The organism is Shewanella sp. POL2, assembly GCF_000282755.1.
Classification (GTDB): domain Bacteria; phylum Pseudomonadota; class Gammaproteobacteria; order Enterobacterales; family Shewanellaceae; genus Shewanella; species Shewanella xiamenensis.
This window is the reverse complement of the sequence record NZ_AKZL01000002.1, coordinates 56,395-82,105: the sequence shown is the minus strand read 5'-3', so window position 1 is coordinate 82,105 and position 25,711 is coordinate 56,395. Positions and strand designations below refer to the sequence as shown.

The window sequence follows — 25,711 nt, the reverse complement described above, 5'->3', positions numbered from 1 at the left end:
TCTTGTTATCAAGGCAAGGTTTCTGCTCGGTTAGAAGAACCCGAGCGGATTGATATCGTAACTCACCAATAGGTTTTTGGTGTTTTGATAGTGATTGAGCATCATTTTGTGGGTTTCACGGCCGATACCCGACTTCTTATAACCGCCAAAGGCCGCATGGGCAGGATAGGCGTGGTAGCAGTTAATCCAAATGCGACCCGCTTGAATGCCTCGACCTAGACGCTGGGCGCGGTTCATGTCCCGCGTCCATACACCCGCACCAAGGCCGTATTCGGTATCGTTGGCAATTGCTAAGGCTTCGGCTTCATCCTTGAAGGTGGTGACCGAAATAACTGGGCCAAAGATTTCCTCTTGGAAAATCCGCATCTTATTATGGCCTTTCATGATCGTTGGGCTGATGTAATAGCCTTTGCTTTGATCGCCTTCGAGCTGGCAGAGCGAGCCGCCTAAGAGCACCTGCGCGCCTTCATCTTTACCAATCGCGAGATAGCTTAAGATCTTATCGAATTGTTCCTGTGAGGCCTGCGCACCCACTTGGGTGGCAGTATCCAGCGGGTTGCCCTGCTTGATGGTTTGCGCACGGGCGAGCACTTTTTCGATAAAGCGATCGTAAATCGACTCTTGGATCAGCACCCTTGATGGGCAAGTGCAGACTTCACCTTGGTTGAAGAAGGCCAGCAAAATGCCTTCGACGGCCTTATCTAAATACTCGTCTTCGTGGTCCATCACATCGGCGAAATAGAGGTTAGGCGATTTACCGCCGAGTTCTACTGTCGATGGGATCAGTGATTCGGCGGCACATTTTAATATGTGGTAACCCACTTCGGTGGAACCAGTAAAGGCCAGTTTAGCGATGCGTTTGCTGGTGGCGAGGGCTTGGCCCGCTTCGGCGCCAAATCCGTTGACGACGTTGAGGATGCCGGGCGGCAGCAGATCTTCAATCAGTTCGAGTAGCACAAGGATAGAGACGGGTGTTTGCTCGGCGGGTTTGAGCACCACACAGTTACCTGCGGCGAGCGCAGGGGCGATTTTCCATGCCGCCATCAACAGCGGGAAGTTCCACGGAATGATTTGCCCGACGACACCTAAAGGTTCAGGGAAGTGATAGCTGACGGTGTTGCCATCAATATCAGCAGCACTGCCTTCCTGTGCTCGAATGCAGCCAGCGAAGTAACGGAAATGGTCTACAAACAGAGGCAAGTCGGCGTTGAGAGTTTCACGCACCGCTTTGCCGTTTTCCCAGGTTTCGGCAACGGCTAAGTATTCGAGATTTTGCTCAACGCGATCGGCGATACGCAGCAGTAAATTCGCACGCTCGGTGACCGAGGTTTTTCCCCATGCATCCTTAGCGGCATGGGCCGCATCGAGCGCCAGTTCGATATCGCGATAGTCGGAGCGGGGAATTTTACAGAAGTTTTGACCATTGACGGGGGAGCGATTATCGAAGTATTCGCCGTTAACTGGGGCGACCCATTTGCCACCGATAAAGTTAGCGTATTTTTCTTTAAAGTTAACGATGGCACCAGGAGTTCCGGGTTGAGCATAAATCATAGTGTTATTCCTTCTGTGGCTGCCGAAAACGCTAAATGTGTAGCGTCTCAGCATGGGTCTTGTTGAAATAGGTTTGAGCACTGTTGTTATTTTTATCCTTTGCCAATCGGATTGACTGACAAAGTTGTTGATTAAGTTGGTGTTCTCTTACGCAACACTTGAGTACTGCGTATAAACGGGTATCGCAAGGACAGTGCCAAACTGGCAGGAGTTGTACACTTGTTGAGCTAACAGTATGATGAAAAGCTAATTTTGCAGATCCAAATCAATAGGGCATTCAAGGATGGAAAGTTGCCCTGTGGTCATTTTGTCATCCAACGACACACCATGGGTGTGCCGAAATGGAGCAGCGCTCGGGGAGCATGGCTATGACAGTAAAACCGCATTTTCCAACCACACAGGCATGGTTAGCCGATTCATGGCAGCGCAGCTTAGGTGCTGGCTTATCAGAGTTTCATGCTGGTGAGGATCTCAGGCTCACTCGCGCGGAACTCAAACATAAACATGAGCAATATCAGCAGCTCATCGAATTAGTACAATCCCATGCCTTACCGCTGTTTAATCAACTGATGGCACACTCCAATAGTCGATTATTGCTCTCCGATGCTGACGGTTATGTGCTGAAACATTGGGGCGTGAGTCGTTATTCCAGTAAGTTAGCTGATGTGGCGCTCGATATTGGGGTCAACTGGCTCGAAAAGTATAAGGGCACCAATGCAATAGGCACGGCGCTCACGGCCAAGCAGGCGGTTTCAGTGGTTGGCGAGCAGCATTTTATCCGCCAAAATCGTTTTATGAGTTGTACTGCTTGCCCGATTTTTTCACCCCAAGGCGAGATGCTCGGAGTGCTCGATATCACCAGTGAGCAACAGCGGCATTCACAGCAGACTTTAATGTTAGTGTCGAGTCTGGCGCAGCAGGTCGAAACGGCGCTGCTGTGTCATCTGCCCGATAGCCATTATCGGATTGATTTAGCCGCCGAGCCGAGTTTATTAAGTTCTGGCTGGCAAGGCATAGTGATCGCCGACAGTGATGGACGGATTGTGGGCTGTAATCCCATGGCAAAACAATTGCTGAGTCAAGCCAAGCTGGGCGATAGCCTAGAGCTGCATTTGGGAGATAGCTGGGCGCGAGCGGGGGGCTTCAATCGGGATTTGGCTCTGCACTTACAGACTCAGGCGTTGGGTGTTACGCAGACCAAAAGTGCGAAGACGATTCAAGATCAGCCGCAGAGTCAATTGGGGGTAAGGTTTCGCGATCCCTTGCTTGAGCGGGCTTGGCAGCAAGCGAACAAGGTCATCACTAAACAAATCCCTTTGCTGGTGCTCGGTGAAACTGGGGTGGGTAAAGAGCAGTTTGTCAAAAAGCTCCATGCCCAGAGTGCCCGCCGCGCGCAGCCGTTAGTGGCGGTGAATTGCGCCGCCTTGCCCGCGGAGTTAGTTGAGTCTGAGTTATTTGGCTATCAGGCAGGGGCTTTTACTGGCGCTAATCGAACTGGTTTTATCGGTAAGATCCGCCAAGCCCACGGTGGTTTTTTGTTCCTCGATGAAATTGGCGAGATGCCGCTGGCGGCGCAAAGCCGGTTACTCCGGGTGCTGCAGGAGCGTGAGGTCGTTCCTGTCGGCAGTAATCAAAGTGTTAAGGTCGATATTCAGATCATCGCCGCGACCCATATGGATTTAGAGTCGCTGGTGTCGCAGGGATTGTTCCGTCAGGATTTGTTTTATCGCCTGAATGGATTGCAGGTGCGCTTGCCTGCGCTGCGTGAGCGGCAGGATATTGAGCGCATCATCCATAAATTACACCGCCGTCACCGCAGCGGCCCACAAACCCTGTGTGCTGAATTATTGGCGCAGCTGATGCGTTACGATTGGCCCGGCAATCTAAGGGAGCTGGATAACCTAATGCAGGTGGCGTGTTTAATGGCCGAAGGTGAGGTTGTACTCGAGATCAATCATCTCCCCGATTACCTTGCTCAAAAGCTAATGGATCTGGCGTTTGAGCCGCACACCTTAACTGAGGTTGTTGAAGCCGAAACCACGGCGCATCCGCACGAACTGGCCGAGTCTAGCTCCGCCACCATCGACTCGCTCCATGGAACCATAAATCTGAACGTGTTGCAGGCTTACCGCGCCTGCGAGGGCAATGTGAGCCAATGTGCTAAGCGTTTGGGGATTAGTCGTAATGCCTTGTATCGCAAATTAAAACAGCTCGGTATTAAGGATTAACGGTAGTTGACTGTTGATAATATAAGCCCCGCTGACGGTGTTAGCGGGGCTTATGTTTTTAGGTCGGTAAACTGATATTGACTTCAAGGCCGTGTGGCTGACGATTCTCGGCTCTGATTTTACCTTTATGGGCGCTAATGGCGGCTTCGGTAATGGCGAGTCCTAGGCCCCAGCCCCCACTTTCCCGCTGTCTTGCCGAATCGGGGCGATAGAAGGGTTTAAAAATCGCTTCAAGTTCAGCAGGATCTATCCCCGGACCATCGTCTTTAATTGTGATCTGTACTTGGCCGCTGGCTTGGCTCGCGCGCAGGTGAATATCGCTCTGGGCATAACGAATCGCGTTGCGCAGCAGGTTTTCTATCGCCCGGGACAGGGATTTCGGATAATGGCTGAGTTCGATGGCTTCATCGATATCGATAGTGATCTTTTTGCCCTGTTGATCGGCTTCAAATTCGGCATCGTCCAATACTTGGCTTAGCGACTCGGCTAAGCCAAGGCGTACCTTAGTCTCATTGGTGCTAAGTTTGACCCGCGATAGCTCCAGCAGCTCGGCAATCAGTTGTTCTAATTGCTCGGCCTCGTAGGCAATGCGGTCGGTTTCAGTGGTCTGCTGGCCTTTCTTGCGGGCCAGTGCCAGTGACAATTGCAGGCGGGTCAGTGGGGTGCGCAGTTCGTGGGAAATATCACCCATCAAACGTTGTTGATTTTTGACCATGGCCTCAATCGAGTCCGCCATGCTGTTAAATGCAGTGGCGAGTTGGCCGATTTCATCGTTACGTTGGGTGGTTGCTTTATCCACCCGATTGCTGAGATCACCTTCTGCGAGGGCATCTGCACTTTTCTTGAGTGAACTGAGTGGCTTACCCAAATGCCAAGCGAGTAGGGCGCAGAGTAATCCCGACAGCAGTATGGCCAAACTGAGGGTGAGTAGTTTGTTTTCGATAAAGAAGAAGAACCAGGGCCGAGGATGAATATCTGGCAGTCGACCATAGAGAAAATAGGTTTCTCCCTCCAGAGTAAATTGGTGTGGGCCAAATACTAATTCATCTTTAAATTGGTGGCTAATTGGCTGTTTTTCTTCATCGGCCATCAGAATAAAACTGCGTACACCACGGCTGATTCTATTGTTGTTAATCACTTGGCCTTGGCTATTGGTGAGATACAGCCGCAGTGGTTTGCCTTCCATATCTCGATGCCTCTCCCAGCGGCGCAGAAAATCGGACTTAAGCAGAGTTGGATTTTCTTGAATGCGCTGCGCTACGGTCGCCAGTACTTTTTGCAGGTGGGGCGGTATTGGGGCGCGGTCGTGATTTTGTTGCAACAAAGGCAACAGCCCGACTAAGGCAATAATCAACGAACTACAGAGCCAAAATCCGAGCAGTAATTTGATAAATAAGCGATTAGGCACAGTTGTTCCCGCCGTTATGGTAACCAGATATAACCTTTGCCACGTATAGTTTTCACCCTGGGTCTGCCATCGCTGCGCTCGGGAAGTTTTTTACGTAGATTCGAGAGGTGCATGTCTAGGCTGCGATCGAATGGCATCAATTTTTTACCCAGCACAATTTCATTGAGCTCTTCTTTATTCATCAACTCGCCAGCATGGAGCGCTAAGGTGTGCAGCAGAGTAAATTCTGTGCCCGTGAGGATGATCAGTTGCTCATTGCAATAGGCCTCTTGGCGAGTGGGATCTAAACGCAAATCACCAAACTCTTGCGCCGGGGTGGCGTGGATTTCTTGGGCGGTTAAGTGTGAGCGGCGAATAATGGCGCGAATACGGGCGATAAGCTCCCTGTCATTGAAGGGCTTAGGTAAATAGTCATCGGCACCGATCTCAAGCCCTACCACTCGGTCAATCTCGTCGCCTCTGGCGGTGAGCATCAACACGGGTGTTTGCTTGTGTTGCCGCAGGGCGCGAAGCACTTCAAAGCCATTTAATTTAGGCAACATGACATCGAGTAAGATCAAATCGTAATCTGCAGCCAAGGCAAGTTCTAAGCCTTGCTTGCCATCGTAGGCTAGCGTGAGTTTAAACCCTTCGAGTTCGAGTAATTGTCCAAGGAGTTCTGACAAACCGAGATCATCATCGATTAATAATATCCGACTCATAGTGTTCCTTAATCTGGGTGAACGGGTGCTGCAGACCGGCATGGGCTCAGTAAATCGCAGGCACTTTTAGTACTTTGCCTGAGTATACCCCTTTTGATGTCAATTGCTGTGTAGCAATGTAAGCCAAAGTAAAGAATAGAGAATCTGTTTTACCTAAGCGAGTTCAAGAGTCGAGTTTCTGCTCTTTAAGGTGGTTCGGGTATGGTTATTGGCGCAACTTTACACTGATTTACTCAGGTCACGACCTCACTTACATATGAGGCTTTAGACTGTTATCGTCGAAAGTGATTCGGCTTTTAAAAGGGTCGTCACTATTTCTTATCTTTACAACATGAAGTTGAATTATTGAGGTTAATATGATGAAAACATTATCTCCTTTAAAAGCAGGTCTATTTGCCATCTTAGCAAGCTCCGCAGTATTGGCGACAGCAGTGAGTGCTGAGCCTAGCCAAGGCTGTGATCATTCTCGTGGTGAGTTTCATAAACGTGGCGATCGCATGGAGCATGATGGCATGCATAGAATGTTCGAAGGATTAGACTTAACTGATGCACAAAAAGCAGACATTAAAAAACTGTTTGCTGAGCAACGTGCAGCACGTAGTGATGATAGACCTTCGAAGGAAGAGCGTTTAGCGCACCGAACTGAAATGCATGGGTTGATCACCTCGGCCACCTTCGATGAGGCGCAAGCTAAGGCACTGCTGAGTGCTCAGCAGGAAAAACGTCTAACGCAAGCGATTGAAAGGATGAAGATGCAGAATCAAATTTACAATCTGCTGACGCCCGAGCAACAAGCTAAGTTTAAAGCGCGATTTGAAGCACAAGCTGCTAAAGAACCTCGCAGTTAAGCTTGTAAGCTGATATACAATAGGGTCATAGCTTCCCGATATAGACCCCTATGACTGAAACTTCCCAATACGATTTTTGGGTCAAATTAGCTAGTCGCGCTTCCGTGGCTACTGCTTTGACCCTTATCACAATCAAACTGTTAGCTTGGTTGTATTCCGGTTCTGCCAGTATGTTGGCATCCTTGACGGATTCATTCGCCGATGCACTTGCCTCGATTATCAATTTTATTGCCATTCGCTATGCTCTCGTTCCCGCAGATCATGACCACAGATATGGTCACGGCAAAGCTGAGCCATTAGCCTCGCTAGCGCAATCGGCTTTTATTATGGGATCGGCATTTCTGTTGCTATTTTATGGCGGCGAACGTTTGCTAAATCCTTCACCCGTTGAAAATGCCACCTTAGGCGTAGTGGTTTCTGTAGTCGCAATTGTGCTGACACTCGCCTTAGTTTTGCTGCAAAAACGGGCGCTAGCGGCAACGAATAGCACTGTGGTGGAAGCCGATTCGTTGCACTATAAGTCAGATTTATTTCTCAATGCCGCGGTGCTTTTAGCACTCATATTGTCTCAATATGGCTGGTGGTGGGCGGATGGTCTATTTGCAGTACTGATTGCCTGTTACATAGGCCGGCAGGCTTTTGATTTAGGTTACCGCTCGATTCAAGCATTGTTAGATCGTGAGTTAGATGAAGAAACCCGTCAGCGGATAAAACAAATTGCTAAGGAAGATCCAAGAGTATTAGGGCTTCATGATTTACGGACGCGCCAAGCAGGTAAAACCATTTTTATTCAATTCCATTTGGAGATAGACGGCCATTTAAGCCTAAACGAGGCCCACAGTATTGCTGATACCACAGGGCTTAGGGTAAAGGCCGCCTTTGAAGATGCCGAGGTGATTATTCACCAAGATCCCGTACAAGTGGAGCCAATGACTCAATAACCGCGGTAAAACACTAAAGCGATTATTGACATACCAAAGGAGTGGTTATGCCATGGATGCAGCGGCAGTCTCACCTGTTTGATGCTCATACGCGGCTCATCTGCCGTTATCATCGATTGTCGACTCGCTTTGAGTTGATTGCCGAGCATGTCCCCAGCGCGAGCGGGGGACATGACTCAAACCTCTCTGATCATAATCTAGTGAATCTTCCTATGGGCGTTTGGAGCGAGCTTATCCTGCGTCAATCCTTATATTATTGGCCGAGAATTATTCCGTTCAATATTGCGCAGCGGGAGTATCGACTACATGTTTGGCCATTATTAATGTGGCGCAGCCGGGTAATTTGTGCACAATCGGGAAAAGTCATGATTAGTGAATGCCTCGATGAGCGAAAACGTCGTTCCCTTATTCGTTGGTGTTATTTCGCGATTATGAATGTATTGCGAGTCGTTAGTTAATGCTTAAGTCTCTTCTCATACATGCTCGTTTTATTTAAAGCTGAATGCTTTCTGTATAAAGTGTATTTAACCTTTACAAACTATTACTCTTATTTTGTGTTTGTTATATTATTCGCGGCGTTTACTACTTAAGTTAACTCATTAGGGAAATGTAATGAAAAAACTATCTTTAGTTGCGGGTTCTTTACTAGCAGTATTAGTGACAGGCCAAGCTGTAGCGGCAGCTGACACCACAGGTTTTTATGTGGGTGGTGCACTAAATCGCGTGACTGTTGATGTGCTTGATGATGGAGAAACAGGGACAGGTTTCGGTGTATACGGTGGTTACAACTTTAACGAATGGTTTGGTTTAGAGGCGAATTTATTTGCAACTGGCGATTTAGGCGATAACGATGTCGATATTTCTGCGGGTGCACTTACTTTTACCCCTAAGTTTACTATGCAAATCAATGATATGTTCTCAGCTTATGCAAAGGTCGGTGTTGCATCTATGGCTATGAATATTGACGGTTTTGGTTTTGATGAAGATTTCACAGGCTATGGCTGGACCTACGGTGTTGGTATTAACGCTGCTGTGACAGAGCATTTAAATGTTCGCTTGAGTTACGATGTTACTAGCGGTGATTTAGACGCTGACCACAATTATTTAAATGTGAAAGATATCGATACCGATATTAAACAACTGGCGATTGGTGTGCATTACCAGTTCTAATTATTTAGATTAAATCTAAATAATAAAAAAGGGATAGTGATATCCCTTTTTTGCTTTTAAATGGATGGTTAATCCATAGACAATTCTTTCAGTTTTCGCGTTAAAGTATTTCTTCCCCAGCCTAAACGTTTTGCCGCTTCTTGTTTATGCCCTTGTGTATGTCGCAATGCGGTTTCGAGTAATATGCGCTCAAAGGCAGGCTGTACTTCGGTTAATAAATCGCTATTTCCCTCAGACAGTTTTTGGTCGATCCACTCGGTGAGTGCCGATTGCCAATCTTGGCTGCCTTTCGCCATTGGATTAATACTGGTAGGTTCCTTAAGTAACTCGGGCGGCAAGTCTTGGGGCAGGATTTCTTGTCCTGAGGCCATGACGGTGAGCCAGCGACAAGTGTTCTCGAGTTGTCTAACGTTGCCCGGCCATGGCAATTGCGATAGCTTAGCGGCGGTCTCCTTGGTGAGGATTTTGGCTTCGACACCAATCTCCTTGGCGGCGGAGGCTAAAAAGTGGCTAGCAAGCTGAGGAATATCCTCACGGCGTTGTGACAGCGGTGGCAAATGGATACGAATCACATTGAGGCGGTGGAATAAGTCTTCCCTAAATCCGCCTTTTAGGACTAATTGCTCAAGATCTTGGTGGGTGGCAGCAATGATGCGCACATCCACTTGGACGGCGCTATGGCCGCCGACTCGATAAAACTGTCCATCGGCGAGAACCCGTAGCAAACGGGTTTGCACGTCTAGCGGCATATCGCCGATTTCATCTAAAAACAGGGTGCCGCCGTTAGCTTGCTCAAAGCGCCCTTGACGCACGTTAGCCGCACCAGTAAAGGCGCCTTTTTCATGGCCAAATAGTTCTGATTCGATTAAATCCTTAGGAATCGCCGCCATATTCAAGGCGATAAAGGGTTTATCCTTGCGCGGACTGTGCTTATGCAGTGCGCCTGCAACTAGCTCTTTACCTGTGCCTGATTGGCCATTGATCAGCACGCTGATTGAAGAGCGTGACAACCTACCAATGGCACGAAACACCTCCTGCATCGCGGGGGCTTCACCGATAATTTCGGGGGTTTTGACTTGAGTTTCCTGCGCCGCTGGCGTTGGACTTTGCTCTGTTGCATGGGTCAGCGCACGCTCAACGAGGGAAATTGCTTCATCAATATCAAAGGGTTTTGGCAAATACTCAAACGCCCCAGCTTGATAGGCACTCACGGCACTGTCTAAGTCCGAATGCGCCGTCATGATGATAACGGGAATATGCGGATAGTGGATTTGTAGTCTTTCAAGCAGAGTTAAGCCATCTGTGCCCGGCATACGAATATCCGAGACGATGACCCTTGGTTGGGCAATCTCTAATGCTTGCCAAAGTGATTCGGCCGCAGCAAAGCTGGCGGTGCTGAGTTTAGCGCCTTGGAGCGCTTTTTCGAGCACCCAACGTATTGAGCTATCATCGTCGAGGATCCACACTTGTTCACTGATTCGCATTTTGCTTCCTCATACGGTATGCGTTTGTTTTGCTTAATTATTTTGCGCTTAAAATCGGTAGAGAGATAATAAATTCTGTGTGTCCTGGGCTGGAGACGCAATCAATTCTGCCCGAGTGTAATCTGGCAATGTTGTGGGCAATCGATAGACCCAGCCCAGAACCTTGCTCACGGCTGGTGACCATGGGATAAAAAAGTGTGTCCATGAGCTCAGGCGGAATGCCTGGGCCATTGTCGATAATGGACAGGGTCAGTACGAGCTTGTGGCGCTGCGAACCGATAGTGACCTGATGTTGCGTGCGGGTGCGGATTAGGATTTCGCCACCTGTATGCTCAAGGGCTTGCACCGCATTCTGCAAAATATTCAGCACGGCTTGCTGCATTTGATCTGGGTCCATCTCGATATCGGGAATCGAGGGATCATAATCCCGCTTCAACTGGATATTGGCTGGCAGTGCGATTTCCACCAACTTGTACACTTTTTGCACCACTTGATGAATGTTATGCAGACTATGTTGAGTGGGGCGCTGCGGGCCAAGCAGTCGGTCGACTAAGCTACGCAGCCGATCAGCTTGTTCGATGATGAGATTGGTAAATTCCTTTTGCGCGGGATCGTCGAGTTCCCGCGAGAGCAATTGCGCTGCGCCACGCAAGCCGCCTAAGGGGTTTTTAATCTCATGGGCTAAGTTACGCACTAAGAATTGTGCCGCCTGCTGCTGTGCATCTTGGCTAAGTTGCTGGTGGATACGTCGTTGTTGGTCGACTTGCCTAAGTTCAAGCAGGCTCAGCTGTGCTTCATCCTCGAGCGGGATCAGTGTCAGATCGACGGTGTGATGCTGGGCATCTAAGGTGACTAACGTCGCGGTGTTAACGGTGAGACTTTGCCCAGCCTTTACCGCATCGCTAAGGAGCTGAGCGTCGACACCTAGCGCTTGATAATGCTCGGGTAATGCTTGTTCGACTAGCCTGTGGCTACCGACACCTAACAGTTGCTCTGCAGCGGCGTTGGCATAACAAGGCTTAAGATCCTTATCGATGACCAGTACCGCGGTCACTAAATGATTGAGCAGAGTCTCTTTATCCATCTACCGTTCCTGAAAATAGGGTTGCACCCTTATGTTGCACCGATTTGGTGCATGCTGCAACTCGACTTCGTCAAACGGCTTAATGTATTTCTTACAACCTAACTAATTATTATTAAACAACTTAATTTGATTTTGGTTGCTTTTTAGGTGCTGGAATCATCGCCGCTTGATGAAGAAATATCTTTCTTGGTGAGCTAGATGCAAAGACTTTGCCGTTTTGAGTCATCGCATCGACAACAATGGTATGTTCACCTCTGTCGATGTTGCTCAACTGAAATGTGCCGCCAATTTGGGGTTGGCCGATGGCTTTACCATCGAGTTTAAGGGCCATCAAATATTGGCTCTTGATTTCAGGGGTGACTGTGGCTGTGACTTGGAAATCGCCATTATTATCCCTGACGGTTTCCTCTTCTTCAGGGGAAGTTATGACGACTTGGTATTTGGTTTGTTCAATGGCTTGCGAGTCATTTGTATCAGGGTTTACGGGGGGAAGAGTAATTTGGTTTAGCGTTTTTTCTTTTAATTCAACAATCTCAGCATTTGGATGTGGCTCATCGGAATAATGAACTTTACCGTTCTTATCGACCCACTTATATACTGTTGCCTGCGCGAATAAGCTAAGCAGCACTAAGCTGATGAGAGTAAAGAAACGCATGCAAAAATCCTTTTATCAGTAAGATAAGATTATCCAAGAGTAGTCGTTTTTTCATCAAAAATCATGGTGTTTGTGCATCAGTAATGAGGATTTATCGGCGATAAACGGGTTTACAAGATGACAAGGTGTGACTGAATGATGTCGCTAACGCCATTACAAATATTTCTTTAAAACTTGATGCCCCTAAGTGTGAGTACCCTTTGCCCCGTTTGAGGGAATATCAACGCACCATTATGGTGCGTTGATAGTGTAAAGTCTCACGGCAGCATGGGATTGCAGAGGTGTGAGATTGAACTATAAGGCGAGGGTTAAAATATCGCGGCTCATGGCGGGATCGATATTGCCATGTTCACCTAAAGCAACCATGCCATGTTTCTCGAGTTGAGCAACAACCGCATCGACAGCTTCTTTACCTAAATCATAGCCAGATAAGTGCGTTGCAATGCCCATGGCTTCGAAAAATGCTTGGGTTTTCGCAATCGCGGCCTCGATTCGTTCGTCTTCGGAGCCTGTGGTGATATGCCATACTCTGTCTGCAAATTGCAGTAATTTTTCACGCTTAGCCGTTTTAGTGCAGCGTAATAATGCTGGCAATACAATGGCTAAGGTACGGGCATGGTCAATATCATAGAGTGCGGTGAGCTCATGGCCAATCATGTGAGTTGCCCAATCATGCGGAACGCCTGTGGCAATCGTGCCATTGAGTGCCATAGTCGCGACCCACATCAAGTTAGCGCGGATATCGTAATCTTCAGGCTTTGTGAGTGCTTGTGGGCCTAATTCAATCAAAATTTGCAGTAAACCTTCGGCAAATCTGTCCTGTACCGCGGCATTGACTGGGTAAGTGAGATATTGCTCGGTGATATGCACAAACGCATCGACAACACCGTTCGCCACTTGTCTTTCCGGTAGGGTAAAGGTTTTGGTGGGATCGAGGATGGAGAATTGTGGATACACTAAATCGTTACGGAATGGCAGCTTTGCTTTCAAAGATTTACGGGTCACCACACTGGCATTGTTCATCTCTGAACCTGTGGCCGGTAGGGTTAATACCGAGCCAAATGGCATGGCTTTGGTCACCTTGGTGCCCCAGCTCGTGAGAATATCCCAAGGCTCGCCTTCAAATACCGCAGCCGCGGCAACAAACTTAGTGCCATCGATGACCGAACCGCCACCAACGGCGAGTAAGAAGTCGATATGTAATTCACGTACTTGCGCGACCGCTTGCATCAGAGTTTCGTAGGTTGGATTGGGTTCGATCCCCTCAAATTCGACCACAAAACGATTTCCAAGCGCTTGTTTTACTTCAGCTAAGGTACCTGTTCGTTTGGCGCTGCTGCCGCCAAATAGCACCATAACTCTGGCATTGCTAGGCACTAAGGTGTCGATTTCAGCTATGGTATTTTTACCAAAATGAATACGAGTTGGATTGTAGTAGGTGAAATTAAACATACTGCTATTTGTCCTATGGTTGGAAAATGAATTTAGTAGACCAGTCGTCTATATTTGTTTGACTACTAAATGATAAATCAAGCCTACGAGGCGATATTTCATTGTTCATTAACGGGTTGCTGATTAATTGGTGTGCCAGTGTTGCTGGCATTAACCCATGGTTTTGGTCTTTAAAATAGATTCGGTCATTGCAAGGGCGCGCTCTAAAGCTGCGCGGCTGTGGCCGAGTTTATTCATCAAACTGGCGCCGAGCCACATGTGATACAACAACTCTGCTGTTGCCTGAGCATCCTGTTCACAGATGGATTTATCGGCAATCCCCACTTGAATGCACTGGGTTAAGCGCTCAATGATGCCAGCCGACCCCTTTAAAAGCACAAGGCGCATAGCCTCAGAGAGATCGGCCACCTCAGCACTTAACTTAACGACTAGGCATTTTTGATCGACACAACCGTCCTGCTGCACGTGCAACCATCTTTGCCAGTATTGCATTTGGCGATCAAAGCCAGAGAGCTGTGGGTTGGCAAATAAGCTATCAAGCTCTGTTTGGTATTGCTCAAAATAACTGGTTAACAGTGCCTCACCGAATTGCTCTTTGGATTCAAAGTAATGGTAAAACGAGCCTTTTGGTACTTGGGCGGTCTTGAGTAATTGGGCTAACCCTAGACACGAAAAGCCTTGCTTAACGATCAGCGAGTAACCGACGTCGAGAATATGCTGACGGGTTGATTGGGTTTCTGTTTTCATGGCGCATGAGTCTATAGCAAATTAGACCAGTCGTCTAGTGGTTGGTTTTTATACAGACGTATTATGTAAATAGAGGAATGCTCAGTTGACTAAGCATTCCATCGACTTGAACGCTATAGATAGCTGCAGCAATATTCTGCTATGTCGCTATTGCGAATTTTAAAGCTGACATTGGCCGCAAGCTCAAACTGGCTGCCTTCGCTAAAGGTTTGCCAGGTTGTGTTATTTGGTAGTAACACCTCGAAACTGCCGCTGGTAACCTGCATGATTTCCCCTTGAGAGGTGGAAAACTCGTATTCTCCTGGAAGCACTACGCCTAGGGTTTGTTTACTACCGTCACTGAAAAATATACTGCGACTGGCGACCTTACCCCCAAAATAGATATTGGCTTTTTTGGCTACTGCTACTTGCTCAATTCGTTCCATCCCGTGCTCCAATTACTTTATGTTTTGTGAATATGTATGCAATTCAAAGTTATTTTAATTCTGTCGTCAATATGATTTTTACTCTGTAGCTGTTTAATAAATAGGATGTTGTGCACACAGGATTTGTTTGGGGTGTAAGTGCATAAACTTTCTAAGTTATTCTATGTTATTACTCGTTGGTGCTGGCATACCCAATAAAATAATCTGGCTTAGCAACCATAGTGCAGGTGATGGCTGGATGAAGTACTTTATATTAGGTTAAAGACTTCTGATAGAGCTACATTATGCTTCGACTTGCCTAAAGCACTTTGAACTTGCGCTGAATGAACAGATGTTTAATGCCATTGGTATTAGGGCGTGTTCACGTTTCGAGATTAGATTTTGTTCGTTCTGGCAAGCACGTGCTCGCGAAACGAGGAATGATGTGTCGTTATTCTACTGAAACGTCAACACGCCCTAGTAGAGGAATACAGTGCTGTGATAAGCCTAGCCGCTTCCTGAAGAGAGAGTTTATTGGCTTAGTAAATCAACTTGGTTATCGGTAAGCAATATCAAAAGCAGATCCTTGCCATTGGAGGTCGCGAATGTCACAGAGCTGTCTGTTATGCATCCGCCAGAAGTGATTCTCTGGCGGATTTTTTCTTAAATGTTTTCGGTTATCGTTTACGCCAGATCGTCATTTCTGAGAGGGAATGTTGGAACTTGCGTTTAGTCTCACGGATAACAAAGGGGATTTCCTTAACCGCGACTAGCTCAAATTGGCCGATCAAGGTTTCGGTCAACCCATCTAAAGTGGTGAAGTTTTCCCCTTTTACTTTGATGCCTCCGAGCCATTTCTCTTTTGGTGTGTAATCCTCAAGCCAAGTATAAGGTGATGCAATCACTAGGTAGCCACCTTGGTTAATGCGTTGGCCAATACTGGTGAGGAAATGTTTGGGATCGTTCAACCTGTCGATAAGGTTTGAGGCATAAACTAAGTCGTAACCTGTGTAGATCGGCTTAAGATTACAGGCATCACCTTGCATGAAGTTGACTTTTTTGGCTTCTTCTTGGTAGCCCAGTTTAGCAAGGCTGACACTCTTAAACTCTTGTAAATCGCCCTCGGTGCGGATGGTATAGCGTTTTTCGCCTTGTTCAGTCAGCGCGTAGGCTTGTTGAATAAAACGAGCCGAAAAATCGATACCGTCAACATGGTCGAACACTTTAGCTAACTCAAAGCTGGCTCGGCCCACCGAACAGCCGATGTCTAATGCCTTCGCGGTATGCTCAAGTTGGATTTCGTTTAACGCCTGTTGAACGCCATTAACGCAGAAATTCGGGACGCCAAAATATTGAGCGCCATAATGGAATTCTAAATATTGAGAAATCAGTTCATCGGTTTCGTACACATTAACCTCGGCCATTTGCTCTGGGTTTTGCAGGGACTCCACATATCGAAATCCGGCATGTTGGTAGAAGTGACGGCGAAACGCGTAGCGAGAGGCTGCAATGGCTTCATTGCCCGTCGAGATCCAAGAGCCCCCTTTAATCAGGTTATGTTTACCATCGAAAGTTGGCGTTGAAAAATCATCGTAGAGTGGATGCACTGCAAAGCCATTAAAACCATCGATAGCAGTTTCGGTCCATTGCCAGACATTACCGACAATGTCGTAAAATTCATTATGTTTAAAGCGATTTACCGGACAAGAGGAAGCGTAGTAGGCCAGCGAGATATTCCCTGGTACTTCTTGCCAGTCGGGGGCATCGGTTGGAATATTTTCTCGTAAAATATACCATTCCGCCTCAGTCAGAAGGCGGATGTTGCTTTGAGTCTGGCGCGCTTTCCAATAACAAAACGCTTTAGCTTCGAGTTGATTGACTTCAACTGGCCAATTAAGGGGAAGTGGAATTTCGCTGGTAAGATTTCGTTGCCACCATTGGCCCTCATAACGGCGCCAAAAACGTGGCATCTGGGCTTGAGTGTAAGCCAGCCATGCACGACCTTCTTCATTCCAAAACTCGGGCGATTGATAGCCTCCGGCTTCAACAAAGCTTAAATATTCTTGATTACTCACTAAATACTTTGAGGCTTTAAAGTCTGCCACTTTAAAACTCTTATTGCCGTATTCGTTGTCCCAGCCGTAGGTTTCATCTTGCTCTTTTTTACCTAAAGTGATTTTTTTGCCCGCCACAGCAATCAGCTGGTTAGCGTCTATCGTTCCATAGTCTTGGCACTCAGGCCAGTGAGCACTTGGGGATACTTCCTCTAAAGGCAACTGACGGATAATGACTGATGAGGTTTCTAAATGGATACGTTCATGCTCAATTCCCATCAAAATGACCCAAGCAGGACTGTCCTGAGTGATAGGCAAGGTGATTGGCATAGTATCAATTAATTGGTTAACAACGCGATTCACCTTGTCTCGATAGTCTTTTACCTCGGTGACCGTTGGCCATTGGTAGTGGGTTTCATTGAGATCGTCCCAAGACATCTCGTCAACACCAATGGCAAACATCGACTCAAAATGATCGTTGACTCTCTCCTCAAGATATTTGCCCAGTTTGAGCTTATTGATGTAGAAGGTCGCGGTGTGGCCAAAGTAAAAAATCAGCGGATGGCGTAAAGGCTCGGCTTTTAAATAATAGGCATGGTCGTGTTTTATCAACTCGAAGAGCGACTCATAGAGCGCCCAAGTTTGGTTGAAGTAGTGCTTAAGCGCTTGACGTTTTAGCGTTTCATTATCACCCGTAAGTTTGAGTGTTTGCAAAACAGGCATGTTCGATTTCTCCATAGGGCAAGCGGGTGCCATTGTTGTTGCCATGGGTTGTCAGGCTCAATACGTCATGGTTGGTTATCGGATCACTTTACCAACAAAATGTGGCAGTTATTTATCTGAGTTTTCAAGCTAACAGAAACCAAGCCTGAGATGAAACTTGGATTGTATTTTTGTACTCAAGATTGATAGATACAAAAGACGACAAACGATTAATTGTAAATAAAATGTTTCATCGCTGATGTGATTCAGTTTTAATGAGCATAGTTGGGTTGAGTTGTGAATAGGTCTTTATATGCAGCAGTTATTTGTTCAATTATTAGAAGAGCGTTATTTCAATCGTTTGCCTGAGGCGTTAGTACTTAAGTTGGCAACTGAGTCGGCTGATTTTGTGCGTTTTTGGTTAGTTCACTGCATGCGTAGCATGGTTTCTGAAAGAGAGCTGGCCATCGCTTTGTTTTTCAGTGCTGAGTGGGCGTTAGAGGAACTAGCGAGTTTACAATCGTTCTGGGGTTCCTATGTTTTGATGGAAGAGCCTCTGCAAGCGCAAGAGGTTAAAGCGAAATTTTGTTATTTCGTACCTTGGCTAAAAACGATTACGCCCCGCCACGCTGATGCGATCAGTGTGTTTGCTGCGCTATTGGCTTTTGAGCGCAGGCCGACTTCAGTCGGGAAGCAACTGCAATCGGCAACGCTGTCCCACTCACAACTCCCAGTGAATTTATTAGACGATATTAAGAGATGTTCATTGCCCCATTTGCGGCCTATTACTGTGTATGGACATCAGGGAAAGGGGAGTGTCGAAAGTGGTATCCGCAACAACATGCATTACCCAACACCGATTCCTAATGACAATCTTGCAATGGCTTGTGTTGAAAGAGTCATTGCCAAGTTTGCAGGGGTTAAGTTGGCGTTTGCGGAACCCATAGTTGTACTTAGGTACGAGTCTGGCCAGTTCTATCAATGGCATTATGATGCAATACATGCATATACGGCTGAAATTGAAGCCGAATTGGCACGTTTTGGCCAAAGGTCAAAAACGGCTATTTTGTATCTTAATGATGACTTTGAAGGAGGAGAAACAGAGTTCAAGGCACCTTACATACAAGTTAAACCGGAGACCGCCGCGATTTTGGTTTTTGACAATACGGATCAAACTGGCAAACCCATTCCTTCCTCATTGCACCGCGGCTGTGAGGTGATATCAGGGCAAAAATGGGTTTGTACCCAGTGGTTTAGAGATAAGCCGTTTTGGTTAAGAGCGGGCTTGTTCGGCTAGCTTTATCTGTATTTGATAAAGGAATTGCCGTTTACAGGACTGCCCAAGGATAAAATTATTTTATCCTTGGACAGTATTTTATCGGCCAAGGTTAGGGCAGAATGTTCACGTCCGTAAAATTATTATGCAGGATATAACGGGATGGCAATGAACGCATTATGGATACCCGCTTGGTATGAGCTTGATCCGTCGATCGTTGTGGGCGTGACTGAAGAGTTTTTATTTCATAAACCCGCTACCAATGAGGTATTAAGACTTTACAGCGGAGCGAATAAAACTGAAGCAGTTAAGGCGACTGGGGCAATTGCAAGCATTCACCACAAGGTCTTGGGGGATATTGAAAGTGTGGATGCACAGGGGCTTGATTATACAATTGTTTTAAAAGATGGCCGTCGTTTATTGGTGAATGCTGAGGAAGATCCTGGCCTACTTTACGAATGGGTTGATGACAGTTGGCAACCGTCGGAGATGGTCATTCAGGATTGGCAACTTGAGGTCAAGTTTGCATCACTTTCGCCATTTAAGGCGGTTGACTAATTCTCGTGTTATTTTTCAGAGCAGTCAGGCTCACTTTGTTGAATCGACTGCTCTTCAAACAAGATTTGTAGTAATCGATATTCGTATTGGATTTTAGCTACATAATCATCATGAAAGTCCAGCAGATTAAATTCCTCTACGCATTGTCGATAACGGCGTAATTGTTCTTCGCCATCCATATCCTGATGTAGCCAGCCCATTAACATACGAATTCCTTTCGTCTTTATCCTTGGCACCAAGTTTAACCTTTTTCTAATTTAAGGGGCGCTTGAATCTTGGTGATATTGTTATATTTTCATGAGTAAAGCTTATGGTTTTTAAAATTATTCATATTATTTATCATGTTCTTAATCGAACATCGTCTTTAATTGTTTAGCCTGAATGTGTTGTGTTACTGAATTTGATTATGGTCAAGGTCTTACAATAAAAGCCCGTTTAAGCTGACATTTGATGAATAATAGGTATTAGATACTCAGATTGTGCCACCTCGCATTTTGGTCTAGATTGGGGGCTCTTTTAGCCCCAAACGTGTCTCGGTTGGGCGTGGTATTCTCTTTCAATGGAGCCTTGTCATGGCAAATATTTTGCTGGTGGCCAACCTTAACTGTGACCGTGTGTTAATCCTTGATAAACCTTTAAAAACCGGTGGTCGCTTTCATTATCAAGATGGCGGTCAACGCCTAGGCGGCGGTGGGGCGAATACGGGGCTTGGACTTGTTTGGGCAGGTCATAGAGTTGCATTAGTCAGCCAAGTGGGTAGGGATGAAATGGGGGATTGGGCTATCGCCGAGGCTAGTACCCAAGGGCTTGATTGTCGTTTAGTGCAGCGCCGCGCAGGGAATACCTGTGAGATGCTGCTGGTGATGACTCCTGACGGTGAGCGCACCATTATCCGCCCGCAGCGGCCAGTTTTTGAGTTATCGGTTCCACCAAAATGGCAGCATTGGGATGCGTTGTATTTTAATACATCAGCGGAAGGGACTGTAAGTTGGGCTAAAACTGCACTGGATCATTGCCTTGTGATCGCGCAACTTGCCAAGGATGATAGACCACGCCCTTGCCATGTACTACTTGCTTCTATGAGTGATATGCATGGACGATGTGATGTCGCCTCTTGGGATTACGGTGTAAGCATTGGTGGTGAATCATTACGTTATTTTGTGGTGACTGATGGTGTCCGTGGCGCGAAGGTTTATACCCAAGATGATGTGCAGCATGTGCCTGCGGTGCCTGCTGAGGTTGTCGACACCACGGGTGCAGGGGATGCCTATGCTGCTGGGCTTATTCATGGACTCTGTGCTGGCAAATCTATCACTCAAGCAATGTCTGAAGGTGCTGTTTGGGCGGCTTTTGCAGTCGCAACAGACAGTTCTATTCCTGGTGCAGCTTTAAAGCAGTATTTAGAAGCATAATGTGGAAATGGGCTGCAACCGTTAAACAATTTGGAGGTCATTTTTCTGTCATCTTGGATTGATAAAGTGTGCACAGTGACGGAGAGCTCTTGTCCTTTAACGTTTGCTTGCGCTTTTCTCCCATTTTGTTGGTTCGCTTGTTTGCCTCGTTTCCCCAACGGGGCATTTTTTTACCTCGAATAATGTTATTTCGTCGAAGAACATTCATATAGCGGAAATATTGTGCGGTCATTGAGGGATTGCGTTAACATTTAGGTAACTCACCACGCTACTACAAAATAATAAGCCTACTGCTGTTGGAGTTGGAAATGGGCAATCACGTTTGGAATGATAAAAAGAAGTTTATTTGGCTACTTTCTGTGTTGTTGCTAGTTGCCTTTTTAGTGACCAGTGGTATTAGCTATAAAGTGGCCCATGACTCTTTGAGTCAGCAAATTGAAAGTAATACTTTACCTTTAACAAGCGATAATATTTATTCAGAAATTCAACAAGATCTACTACGTCCGATTTTTATTTCCTCCCTTATGGCACAGGATACCTTTGTGCGTGATTGGACATTAAACCATGAGCAAGAGCCTGAAAAGCTGATCCGTTATCTGAAAGAAATCCAGGATAAGTACGATACTGTCACCAGTTTTTTTGTTTCAGAACAGAGTCGCAACTACTACCACTCATCGGGGGTGTTAAAGAAAATCCAAGATATTGAGTCTAATGATGCTTGGTATTTTCGTGTCCGTTCGTTACCAGAATCAGAACATTATGAAATTAATATCGATGCTGATACCGCTGATCGCACTAAAACAACCGTATTTGTTAACTATAAAGTTTTTGATTTTGAAGGTAAGTTTATGGGGGTTACTGGCGTTGGCCTTGCAGTTGAAAAGGTCAAGGCGCTGATTGAACTCTATCAAAAGCGTTATAACCGTCGGGTTTTTTTCACCGATAGACAGGGGAATGTCACTCTCCATGGTGATGAATATGATGGCGCTAATTCACTGCAAGCCAGCACTGGCTTGGAGCAACTATCAACGCGCATTTTAACTAGCCCAAGCGCCGCATTTAGCTATCAGCGCAACGGTAAAACGGTCTACTTAAACAGTCGATTAGTGCCTGAGTTCAAGTGGTATTTAATTGTTGAGCAAGAAGATGCTCCGCAAGAACAAGAACTGCTTAATACCTTTTGGGGGAACTTAGCCCTAAGTTTGGTCGTGACCATAGGTATTTTGTTTATTTCAAACATGACCTTAGGGCGCTATCAGCGCAAACTTGAGGTTATGGCATCAACTGACAAACTCACTGGTGCAGCTAATCGACAAGTCTTTGAAGAGTATTTCCATCAGGCATTAGACAAAGCTAATTTGTCGCAAACTCCTATTTCAGTTCTCCTTGTCGATATCGACCACTTTAAAAAAGTGAATGATAGCTATGGTCATAGTATTGGTGATTTAGTGCTCAAAACGGTCACTAACCTGCTACGTAGCCAGCTAAAACAGCAAGATATACTTTGCCGTTGGGGTGGGGAAGAGTTTTTGGTGTTATTGCCAGAGATGGATTTAAGCCATGCGGCAGAGTTGGCGGAACGTTTCCGTGATTCGATTTCTCAGCGCGAGTTGAAGGTCAATGGAGTACATATTGCTATCACAGTCAGTATTGGTGTTGCAGAATATCAAAAGCTTGAACCGGCAGAGGATTTAATAAAACGAGCCGATTTAGCTTTATATCAAGCGAAAGAAGCTGGCCGTAATCAAGTCGTGTTAAATCAGTGATACCCAGATTTTAGAGCACGCTCTATTTGTTTAGAGTATGTAATACTTAGCGTTTTTATTTGGCCCCGTGTGGTGACAATGATGGGAGTAACCAATGTCGACCTTATTGGTAAACAGATTATCGGGTTTGTATTTAGGGGCGAGCCTGCAAGAAATTAGCGGCATTTCAACTGGCATTGACGGTAAAAAATCGGCGCAGCAGTTAGTGGTAAATGTCGACCATGTGGAAGGCGATGCACAGGCTGATCCTAAACATCATGGCGGACTTGACCGAGTATTGCATCATTTTCCCCGTGAGCATTATGGTCAATACCGTCGTTGGGATTTAATCACCCAACTCGAAGATGCACCGAGCATGGGTGAAAATATCAGCACGGTTGGCTTAAATGAAACCGAGGTCAATATCGGCGATATCCTGCAAATCGGTGCCGTCACAGTGCAAGTGACTCAGCCGCGCTCACCTTGCTTTAAATTGAACCTGCAATTTGGCCATAGAGACTTTGCCCTTGCCATGCAGCAGAGTCAGTTATGCGGTTGGTTTTACAGAGTATTAATCCCAGGTGTGATTCAGTTAAGCGACAAGATAGAATTAGTCGAGCGTAAAACTGATATCAGCGTTGCCGAGGCGATGGCGCTGTATTTTTCTCCTCAATATAACGCTAAAGCCTATGATAGACTCGCCTCCTGTGAAGGGCTGGCACAAAGCTGGGTGAATAGCCTACAGCGCCGCTTAGCAACGCAGCAAGTCGAAGATTGGCAAATGCGTTTGTATGGCCCAAAGAGCTAATAACTTTTTTTATTTCAAACAATAATACAGGGAAAGTGTCATGATAGAGTCAGTGACGAAGAGCGAGAAAGATTTTGGTTTACTGGTGTATGCCTCTAGTTTAATCGGGTATTTAGTACCATTAGGCTCCATCCTTGGTCCGCTCATTTTGTGGCTCATGAAGCGTGAAGAGTCGGCTTTTGTCGACCAATGTGGGCGCAGCTGTCTGAACTTTAAGCTAAGCCTACTAATCTACGTGATCATCAGTGGGATATTAGCGTTTGTAGGCATTGGATTTATCTTGCTTATCATCCTCGGCATTTTGGACTTAGTCTGTACTATCCTAGGCATAGTTAAGGCCAGTGAAGGGCAGGTTTATCGCTATCCACTGACGATCAAGTTTCTCTCCGATAACTAATCGCCTTTTAAGTTGTGTAATAAAAACGCCTTAGGAAGATCCACTAAGGCGTTTTTGTTTCTATATCAATATCTTTGTGTTTGACAATTACACTTTAAACTTAGCTACCAAGGTATCCAAGCGGTGGGCTAGTTGATTTAACGCTAAACTGGCCTGCGCCGCAGCTTGGGCTGTGCTCGCGGTGCGTTGGGTAATGTCGTTAATTTCGGTCACGTTACGGTTAATATCTTCGACCACTGTTGATTGTTCTTCTGTTGCCGCCGCGACTTGAATGTTCATATCACTGATAAGACCAATACGATCGCTAATGCCAACCAAAGACTGGCTAGCCTCATCAACCGCTGTTACACCTTCGTGTGAGCGAGCACGGCTCTGTGCCATGGCATTAACTGCGCGGCTTGCTTCAGATTGCAACTTGTCGATCATACCTTGAACTTCGTTAGTAGAGGCTGCGGTACGTGATGCCAGATTACGGACTTCATCTGCTACTACGGCAAAGCCACGTCCCGCTTCACCTGCGCGTGCAGCTTCAATCGCGGCGTTGAGGGCTAATAGATTGGTTTGCTCCGAAATAGCACGGATCACATCGAGGATGCCACCGATAGATTTGGTATGAGTCGCGAGGGATTCAATCACTTCACCTACTTGTTCCACATCATGGGAGAGCTGATTGATAGTGTCACGGGCACGCGTTACCACCACTTGGCCGCTATTGGATTCTGTATCGGCATCTTTCGCGGCGACAGCGGCTTGGGCTGCATTACTGGCGATTTCATTTACGGTTGCCCCCATCTCATTGATGGCCGTTACCACCATCATAGTGCGGTCTTTTTGTTCATGACTATCTTCAAGGGTTTGCTGCGCTTGATTAGATACATCTTTCGCCGAGAGGCCGAGTTGTTCACTGGTCTGTGCTACCTCAATCACGGAATCTTGGATTTTGCTGATAAAGCTATTAAATCCTTGGGCAAGTTGGGCAATTTCATCTTCACCATTTACAGGTAAGCGTTGGCGTAAATCACCCTCACCTTCGCCGATATCATGGAACATTGCTGCGACTTGGGCGATAGGGCGACTCACGGAGCCTGCTACCACAATGGCGAGCATGATAAAGCCCGCGGCAATGATTACGGTCCAAATTAGGATCTGATAGGCGGCATCTGTCAGCAGGGCGAAGACTTCGGCTTCAGGTACTTGGGCAACCAAATACCAATCCATCGACGGAATATAACTGCTGGCAACAAAGGTGTTTTCACCTTGGATGTCGGTATTAATAAGATTGAAATCACTACGATTGAGTAATGAACTTATGTTGGCGCCCGAGTACAAACTCTTGAGGCTGCTCTTGCCAATTTGGCTGGCGTCTGGATGTAGTTTTACCTCGCCTTTGGCATCGACTAAGTAGACAAACCCGGTTTTTTCAATTTTAAAAGAGTCGAGGAGTCGCACCATATCATCGAGGGATTTGGCGAGACCAACAAGTCCGCGACCGTTAGGTTGTTGATAGTTTATAAAGAGTTTTACCTCACCATTGGCTTCGGTAAATACGTTTAACATCCGCTCTTGGCCGCTATCACGATAACTAAAAAACCACCCATCTTGGGCGGGCGTGAGTACGCGTAAAAAACCGTCCTGAGTATAATAGGCGGCGGTTTGTCTATCGGCATAGGAGGCTTGGGCCAAATGATATTGGCGGGTGATGTCCTTTAATTGGGCAACGACTTGGGGTTCTTGCTCCGGTGGACGGCCATTTTCAAGCCATTGCAGTAACATACGGCTGCTGGCGAGTTGTTCGGCGGCATTCATTAAGCTCGAAATATCCAGCTCAATCTTGTTGCGGATCTGCATCATTAGGCTGGGCATTTCTGACCCGAGCATACGTTGCTGAACCACATTTTTAGCACTGCGTTGGCTGAGCACGCCCACCAGAATGGTTGATAGCAGCACTGCAAATGCCACTGTCAGCAGAATTTTCTGCTTAATAGTAAGGTTATTAAATATCATAAATATCAATATGCCTGTGTTATACGTTTAGAAATATCGGTCGACGTTTTCTACCAATGACTTAGTATCGGACAGAAATGTT

General features: G+C 46.5%; 23 protein-coding genes. 11 read left to right on the top strand and 12 right to left on the bottom strand.

The window, feature by feature from the left end; all coding sequences use genetic code 11:
• Positions 1–30: 30 nt before the first annotated feature.
• Positions 31–1,551, bottom strand: coding sequence for an aldehyde dehydrogenase family protein (locus SHEWPOL2_RS00990; RefSeq protein ID WP_037425107.1), 1,521 nt, complete (start codon positions 1,549–1,551; stop codon positions 31–33).
• Between the two features lie 368 nt (positions 1,552–1,919).
• On the opposite strand from SHEWPOL2_RS00990, the gene SHEWPOL2_RS00985 reads away from it, so the two are divergent.
• Positions 1,920–3,779 (top strand): sigma-54-dependent Fis family transcriptional regulator, encoded by a 1,860-nt coding sequence (locus SHEWPOL2_RS00985; protein WP_037425180.1) that lies wholly within the window; start codon positions 1,920–1,922, stop codon positions 3,777–3,779.
• Between the two features lie 58 nt (positions 3,780–3,837).
• Here the strand turns inward: SHEWPOL2_RS00985 and SHEWPOL2_RS00980 are convergent, their stop codons facing one another.
• Positions 3,838–5,187: an ATP-binding protein gene (locus SHEWPOL2_RS00980; protein ID WP_037425104.1), complete on the bottom strand. Its 1,350-nt coding sequence runs from the start codon at positions 5,185–5,187 to the stop codon at positions 3,838–3,840.
• A gap of 14 nt (positions 5,188–5,201) precedes the next feature.
• Positions 5,202–5,888 carry a response regulator gene (locus tag SHEWPOL2_RS00975; protein ID WP_037423088.1) on the bottom strand — a complete coding sequence of 229 codons (687 nt, stop codon included), beginning with the start codon at positions 5,886–5,888 and terminating at the stop codon, positions 5,202–5,204.
• A gap of 359 nt (positions 5,889–6,247) precedes the next feature.
• Between SHEWPOL2_RS00975 and SHEWPOL2_RS00970 the strand changes: the two genes are divergently transcribed.
• From SHEWPOL2_RS00970 to SHEWPOL2_RS00955, 4 genes are all read left to right on the top strand, one after another.
• Positions 6,248–6,736 (top strand): Spy/CpxP family protein refolding chaperone, encoded by a 489-nt coding sequence (locus SHEWPOL2_RS00970; protein ID WP_050991289.1) that lies wholly within the window; start codon positions 6,248–6,250, stop codon positions 6,734–6,736.
• A 50-nt stretch (positions 6,737–6,786) separates the two neighbouring features.
• On the top strand, positions 6,787–7,677 hold the full coding sequence (locus SHEWPOL2_RS00965; RefSeq protein WP_037425101.1) for a cation diffusion facilitator family transporter: 891 nt from the start codon (positions 6,787–6,789) through the stop codon (positions 7,675–7,677).
• Between the two features lie 47 nt (positions 7,678–7,724).
• Complete coding sequence (locus SHEWPOL2_RS22340; protein WP_083848286.1) at positions 7,725–8,135, top strand: hypothetical protein; 411 nt, start codon at positions 7,725–7,727, stop codon at positions 8,133–8,135.
• Between the two features lie 154 nt (positions 8,136–8,289).
• Complete coding sequence (locus SHEWPOL2_RS00955; RefSeq protein WP_037425095.1) at positions 8,290–8,847, top strand: porin family protein; 558 nt, start codon at positions 8,290–8,292, stop codon at positions 8,845–8,847.
• 68 nt (positions 8,848–8,915) lie between these two features.
• On the opposite strand, the gene glnG is transcribed toward SHEWPOL2_RS00955, so the two are convergent.
• From glnG to ovoA, 7 genes are all read right to left on the bottom strand, one after another.
• A complete protein-coding gene (glnG, locus tag SHEWPOL2_RS00950; RefSeq protein WP_037423096.1) occupies positions 8,916–10,331 on the bottom strand; it encodes a nitrogen regulation protein NR(I) in 1,416 nt (471 codons plus the stop codon).
• A 37-nt stretch (positions 10,332–10,368) separates the two neighbouring features.
• A complete protein-coding gene (gene glnL, locus SHEWPOL2_RS00945; protein ID WP_037423098.1) occupies positions 10,369–11,415 on the bottom strand; it encodes a nitrogen regulation protein NR(II) in 1,047 nt (348 codons plus the stop codon).
• A gap of 121 nt (positions 11,416–11,536) precedes the next feature.
• Positions 11,537–12,070, bottom strand: coding sequence for a DUF4124 domain-containing protein (locus SHEWPOL2_RS00940; RefSeq protein WP_037425093.1), 534 nt, complete (start codon positions 12,068–12,070; stop codon positions 11,537–11,539).
• A 294-nt stretch (positions 12,071–12,364) separates the two neighbouring features.
• Positions 12,365–13,522 (bottom strand): iron-containing alcohol dehydrogenase, encoded by a 1,158-nt coding sequence (locus tag SHEWPOL2_RS00935; RefSeq protein WP_037425092.1) that lies wholly within the window; start codon positions 13,520–13,522, stop codon positions 12,365–12,367.
• A gap of 150 nt (positions 13,523–13,672) precedes the next feature.
• Entirely contained in the window at positions 13,673–14,269 is a 597-nt protein-coding gene (locus SHEWPOL2_RS00930; protein WP_037425090.1) for a TetR/AcrR family transcriptional regulator, read from the bottom strand.
• A gap of 113 nt (positions 14,270–14,382) precedes the next feature.
• On the bottom strand, positions 14,383–14,694 hold the full coding sequence (locus SHEWPOL2_RS00925; RefSeq protein ID WP_037425088.1) for a pyrimidine/purine nucleoside phosphorylase: 312 nt from the start codon (positions 14,692–14,694) through the stop codon (positions 14,383–14,385).
• A gap of 656 nt (positions 14,695–15,350) precedes the next feature.
• Positions 15,351–17,450: a 5-histidylcysteine sulfoxide synthase gene (gene ovoA, locus SHEWPOL2_RS00920; protein WP_086023961.1), complete on the bottom strand. Its 2,100-nt coding sequence runs from the start codon at positions 17,448–17,450 to the stop codon at positions 15,351–15,353.
• A gap of 292 nt (positions 17,451–17,742) precedes the next feature.
• Here ovoA and SHEWPOL2_RS00915 point away from each other — a divergent pair, with 292 nt between their 5' ends.
• Together SHEWPOL2_RS00915 and SHEWPOL2_RS00910 are read left to right on the top strand one after the other, a co-directional pair.
• A complete protein-coding gene (locus SHEWPOL2_RS00915; RefSeq protein ID WP_037425086.1) occupies positions 17,743–18,726 on the top strand; it encodes a 2OG-Fe(II) oxygenase in 984 nt (327 codons plus the stop codon).
• A 141-nt stretch (positions 18,727–18,867) separates the two neighbouring features.
• Positions 18,868–19,263 (top strand): hypothetical protein, encoded by a 396-nt coding sequence (locus SHEWPOL2_RS00910; protein WP_037423116.1) that lies wholly within the window; start codon positions 18,868–18,870, stop codon positions 19,261–19,263.
• An 8-nt stretch (positions 19,264–19,271) separates the two neighbouring features.
• Here the strand turns inward: SHEWPOL2_RS00910 and SHEWPOL2_RS00905 are convergent, their stop codons facing one another.
• Positions 19,272–19,469 (bottom strand): hypothetical protein, encoded by a 198-nt coding sequence (locus tag SHEWPOL2_RS00905; protein WP_037423119.1) that lies wholly within the window; start codon positions 19,467–19,469, stop codon positions 19,272–19,274.
• Between the two features lie 366 nt (positions 19,470–19,835).
• Here SHEWPOL2_RS00905 and SHEWPOL2_RS00900 point away from each other — a divergent pair, with 366 nt between their 5' ends.
• The 4 genes from SHEWPOL2_RS00900 (at position 19,836) to SHEWPOL2_RS00885 (ending at position 23,625) form a co-directional block, all read left to right on the top strand.
• The gene (locus SHEWPOL2_RS00900; RefSeq protein ID WP_037425083.1) at positions 19,836–20,675 is read left to right on the top strand and encodes a PfkB family carbohydrate kinase; all 840 of its coding nucleotides are present in this window, start codon (positions 19,836–19,838) and stop codon (positions 20,673–20,675) included.
• A gap of 308 nt (positions 20,676–20,983) precedes the next feature.
• The gene (locus tag SHEWPOL2_RS00895) at positions 20,984–22,441 is read left to right on the top strand and encodes a sensor domain-containing diguanylate cyclase (RefSeq protein WP_037425080.1); all 1,458 of its coding nucleotides are present in this window, start codon (positions 20,984–20,986) and stop codon (positions 22,439–22,441) included.
• A gap of 94 nt (positions 22,442–22,535) precedes the next feature.
• Positions 22,536–23,228, top strand: coding sequence for an MOSC domain-containing protein (locus tag SHEWPOL2_RS00890; protein ID WP_037425077.1), 693 nt, complete (start codon positions 22,536–22,538; stop codon positions 23,226–23,228).
• A 40-nt stretch (positions 23,229–23,268) separates the two neighbouring features.
• On the top strand, positions 23,269–23,625 hold the full coding sequence (locus tag SHEWPOL2_RS00885) for a DUF4870 domain-containing protein (protein ID WP_037423127.1): 357 nt from the start codon (positions 23,269–23,271) through the stop codon (positions 23,623–23,625).
• An 87-nt stretch (positions 23,626–23,712) separates the two neighbouring features.
• Here the strand turns inward: SHEWPOL2_RS00885 and SHEWPOL2_RS00880 are convergent, their stop codons facing one another.
• Entirely contained in the window at positions 23,713–25,629 is a 1,917-nt protein-coding gene (locus SHEWPOL2_RS00880) for a methyl-accepting chemotaxis protein (protein ID WP_037425074.1), read from the bottom strand.
• Between the last annotated feature and the right edge of the window lie 82 nt (positions 25,630–25,711).